Raw genomic sequence first — 4,149 nt, forward strand, 5'->3', positions numbered from 1 at the left:
TGCCTTTGCAGACTGGCTTGCTCAGGTGTGAGTTGGAGTCTGTGGCGCGCCCGGAACTCGGTGCAGTTCTCCCCCTCTCCCGCTTGCGGGAGAGGGGGCCGGGGGGAGAGGGCAGCCGGGGACTGCCCCGGAGCCCTCGAAACGCCCCACAGCCCGCCATCACCCTCCGCCCGCGCACCGACAGCCATCGAAGCACACGGCACCGGCACCCTGCCCCCGCGCTGTTTGCGGGGGAAGGGCTGGGGATGGGGGGCGCCGGTCGCCCACGCCGAGCCCAGAAGGATCGGGCGCGAAGTTCTCCCCCTCCCCTGCGAAGCGGGGGACGGGGGCCGGGGGGAGGGGGCTCCTTGGGAATGCACCGAGCCCAGCCGACGCGCCCCCGAAGTTCCCCCCTCTCCCGCGCAGTTTGCGGGGGAGGGGCCGGGGGAGGGGGAACCCATCACAACCCGCTCCGCGGCGGCGCCACGCTTTCGATCAGCTTGGCAATCACCGTGTCCGACGAAACGCCCTCGGCCTCGGCGTGGAAGTTCACCAGGACGCGGTGGCGCAGCACCGGAGCCGCCACCCGCCGAACGTCCTCGGGCGTCACGTGGAAGCGGCCGGCGAGCAGCGCGTTGGCCTTGGCGCCCAGGATCAGCGCCTGTCCGGCGCGCGGGCCGGCGCCCCAGCGGATCCAGCGCTTCACGTCGTCCGGCGCGCTGGCGTCGCCCGGCCGCGTGGCGCGCACGAGCGAGGCGGCGTAGTGGAAGACGTTGTCGGCCACGGGCACCTCGCGCGTCCACCGCTGCAGCGTCAGCACCCGCTCCGCGTCCAGCACCCTCTCCACCGGCGCGTCCTGCACGCCGGTGGTGGAGCGGAGGATCTGCACCTCTTCCTCGGCCGAGGGATAGTCCAGCCGGATGTCGAACATGAACCGGTCCAGCTGCGCCTCGGGAAGCGGATAGGTGCCTTCCTGCTCCACCGGGTTCTGCGTGGCCAGCACGAAGAAGGGGCGCGGCAGCTCCATGTCTTCGCCGCCCGCCGTCACCCGGCCCTCCTGCATGGCCTCCAGCAGCGCCGCCTGCGTCTTGGGCGGCGTGCGGTTGATCTCGTCAGCCAGCAGCACCTGCGTGAAGACCGGACCGCGGATGAAGCGCGCCGCCCGCCGCCCGGTCGCGCGGTCTTCCTCGATCACCTCGGTGCCGGTGATGTCGCCGGGCATCAGGTCGGGGGTGAACTGCACGCGCCGGAACTCCAGCTCCATCGCCTCCGACAGGGTGCGCACCAGCAGCGTCTTTGCCAATCCCGGCACACCCACCAGCAGCGCGTGCCCGCCGGCAAGCAGGCACATCAGCACCTCGTCCAGCACCGCCTCCTGGCCAACGATGCGGCGGCGCACCTGCGCCCGCAGGCGGCCGGCGTCGGCCAGGAGCGATTCGACTTCGTTTTCGGCGGTCAGCAAGCAGGGCCTCGGCGAGCGCGAAAGTGTGGGCGGACCCGACGGATACCAGGACGGGGCGTGCTAAGATCCTAGCAGCCAAGCTAGCGGGAACGCGCCGGGGCGCGAAAGTGCATGCCCGTCCCCGCGGCCCGCAGGTAGGATGCGCGAAGAACGCGTTTCGTTGGCGCGCCGCGGGATCATTGACGGAAGCCGCCGCCGTCCGCACTTTACCCCGCCGCGCGCGCCGCCCGGCTGCTGGCGTGGCGCGCTCCGATCCGCCGTTTCAGGCCGGGGCGCCCCCGGGGGCGCCGGCCGCCGCGGCCTCGACACCCATCCGCTCCTGCACATGTCACAGCTCTTCCGCCGAAAGCCGATCAGCGAACTGCTGTCCGAAGAAGGCAACCCGAACGCGCTCAAGCGCGAATTGGGGGCAGGCGACCTGATCATGCTCGCCATCGGGGCGGTGATCGGCGCGGGGATCTTCTCGTCCATCGGCACGGCGGCCGCGGGCGAGATCCTGCCCGACGGCACCGTGGTGCGCCTGGGCGCCGGGCCCGCGCTGGTGTTCTCGTTCCTGCTGCTGGGCGGCGTCTGCGGCCTTGCCGCGCTGTGCTACGCCGAGCTGGCCTCCATGATTCCGCAGGCCGGCAGCGCGTACGCCTACTCGTACGCCACGCTGGGCGAACTGGTGGCGTGGATCATCGGGTGGGACCTGATCCTGGAATACGCCGTCGGCAACATCGCGGTGGCGATCGCGTGGAGCGGGTACTTCAATTCGCTGCTCAGCGGGTTCGGCATCGAGCTTCCCGGGTACCTGACGCACGGCTACCGCACCGTGCTCAAGAGCAGCGACCCCCAGGTGCAGGCGCTGATGCAGAGCGCGCCCCGGGTGCTCGGCGTGCCGTTCCTGGTGAACATCCCCGCCTTTCTGATCGTGGTGGCCATCACCTGGCTGCTCATGCGGGGCGTTCGTGAAAGCGTGCGCGCCAACAACATCATGGTGGTGGTGAAGCTCCTGGTGCTGGGGCTGTTCGTGGCCGTGGGCGCCGCCCACGTGAACCCCGACAACTTCACGCCGTTCGCTCCCAACGGCTGGCCCGGCATTCACCAGGGCGCGGCGATCGTGTTCTTTGCGTACATCGGGTTCGACGCCATCAGCACGGCGGCCGAAGAAACCAAGAACCCGCAGCGCAACATGCCCATCGGCATCCTGGGCGGCCTTGCCATCTGCACGGTCATCTACGTGATCGTGGGCATCGTGGCCACGGGGCTGGTGCCGTACCAGCAGCTGAAGGGGGCCGACCCGCTCGCGCAGGCGCTGCAGCTGGCGGGGCTGGAGACGGCCGGATGGATCGTGGCGGCGGGCGCGGTGGTTTCGCTCACGGCGGTGCTGCTCGTGTTCCAGTACGGACAGCCGCGGATCTTCTACGCCATGGGACGCGACGGCCTGCTGCCGGCGTGGTCCACCAAGATCAGCGGAAAGGCGCGGGTGCCCTGGGTCACCACGCTGCTCACCGGCGCCATCGTGGCCACGGGCTCGCTGTTCATGGACGAGAACGAAATCTACGACCTGACCAACATCGGCACGCTGTCGGCGTTCGCCATCGTCTGCATCGGCGTGCTGGCGCTGCGCATCACCGATCCCGACCGCCCGCGCCCCTTCCGCGTTCCGTTCGTCTGGCCGGTGACGCTCATCGGGGCGGGCGCCTGCATCTACGTGATGTCGGGCCTCCCCGCCCACGCGTGGGAACGGTTCGGCATCTGGCTGGCGGTGGGGCTTGCCATCTACTTCCTGTACGGATACCGGAACAGCACGCTCCGCAACCGCCCCGGCGCAGGCGAGCTGGGCGCCGGCGACTGACGCGGCGGGTGGCTGGACGGATGACGAGCGGCGGCGGTCCCCCTGGGGATCGCCGCCGGTCTGTTTCTGGCCCCCACGCTTGGCGGTATGCGGCTTGCGCCGGGTGCCCGGCCTGGTTCGCGGCGGATTCGCCGCCGCGGACGTGGATCACCGGAGCGGGAGCCGCGGGACATGAAGCAGATCGCCAGCAGGCAGGACGTGGACGAGGCGTTGGGCCAGGACGGGGCCATCCTCTTCAAGTACAGCATGACGTGCCCCATCAGCGCCAACGCGCGGCGCGAGATGGAAAGCTTCCTGGAGCGCCGGCCCGACGCCCCGGTCTTCAAGCTCGACGTGCACGAGGCGGCCGAGGCCTCGGAGTACGTGTCGGAAAAGACGGGGCTCGAGCACGAGTCACCGCAGGTGATCATCCTGCGCGGGGGCAAGCCCGACTGGCATGCCACCCACTTCGACGTGACCGCCTCGGCGCTGGAGGAGCAGATCGCCTGATTTCAGGCCGGCTGGATGCGCCGGTAGCGGGCCTTGGCCAGCTGGAAGACGCCGTACGCCATCAATCCCAGGGCGGCGGCGCCCAGCAGCCAGCGCCCGTGCGACTGTTCCCGCAGCGAAACGAGCGCGCCCTGCAGCCCGGCCGCCTTGCCGGGCTCGTAGCGCAGCGCCGCCAGGATCACCAGCCACCCCGCGATGGCGAACACCACGCCGCGCGCGCACGTCCCCACCCGACCCAGCGTGACGATGCGCCGCCGCAGGTCCGCGTTCAGCCCGCCGAAGCCCAAGCGCTTGGCGATGTCGGACGTTGCGCCGCGGTACAGCTGAAAGAGGCCGTAGGCGGCGATCCCCAGCCCCACGGCCCCCACCAGCAGCTGCC

Annotated in this window: 4 protein-coding genes; 2 read left to right on the forward strand and 2 right to left on the reverse strand. The window is 70.7% G+C overall.

The genetic code is table 11. The features are described from left to right. Positions 1–439 precede the first annotated feature (439 nt). On the reverse strand, positions 440–1,441 hold the full coding sequence (locus VIB55_RS24135) for a MoxR family ATPase (RefSeq protein ID WP_331879241.1): 1,002 nt from the start codon (positions 1,439–1,441) through the stop codon (positions 440–442). A 325-nt stretch (positions 1,442–1,766) separates the two neighbouring features. Between VIB55_RS24135 and VIB55_RS24140 the strand changes: the two genes are divergently transcribed. Both VIB55_RS24140 and ytxJ read left to right on the forward strand, forming a co-directional pair. Continuing rightward, positions 1,767–3,281, forward strand: coding sequence for an APC family permease (locus tag VIB55_RS24140; RefSeq protein WP_331879242.1), 1,515 nt, complete (start codon positions 1,767–1,769; stop codon positions 3,279–3,281). 171 nt (positions 3,282–3,452) lie between these two features. Further along, entirely contained in the window at positions 3,453–3,770 is a 318-nt protein-coding gene (gene ytxJ / locus VIB55_RS24145; RefSeq protein WP_331879244.1) for a bacillithiol system redox-active protein YtxJ, read from the forward strand. 2 nt (positions 3,771–3,772) lie between these two features. Here the strand turns inward: ytxJ and VIB55_RS24150 are convergent. Beyond that, positions 3,773–4,149 (reverse strand): DUF1206 domain-containing protein (locus VIB55_RS24150; protein ID WP_331879245.1); only part of this gene is annotated, 377 nt, incomplete at its 5' end.

The organism is Longimicrobium sp. (genome assembly GCF_036554565.1).
Taxonomy (GTDB): domain Bacteria; phylum Gemmatimonadota; class Gemmatimonadetes; order Longimicrobiales; family Longimicrobiaceae; genus Longimicrobium.

Coding starts and splice junctions, on each gene's coding strand:
- VIB55_RS24140 (WP_331879242.1), top strand. CDS start 1,767: ATGTCACAGCTCTTCCGCCGAAAGCCGATCAGCGAACTGCTGTCCGAA.
- ytxJ (WP_331879244.1), top strand. CDS start 3,453: ATGAAGCAGATCGCCAGCAGGCAGGACGTGGACGAGGCGTTGGGCCAG.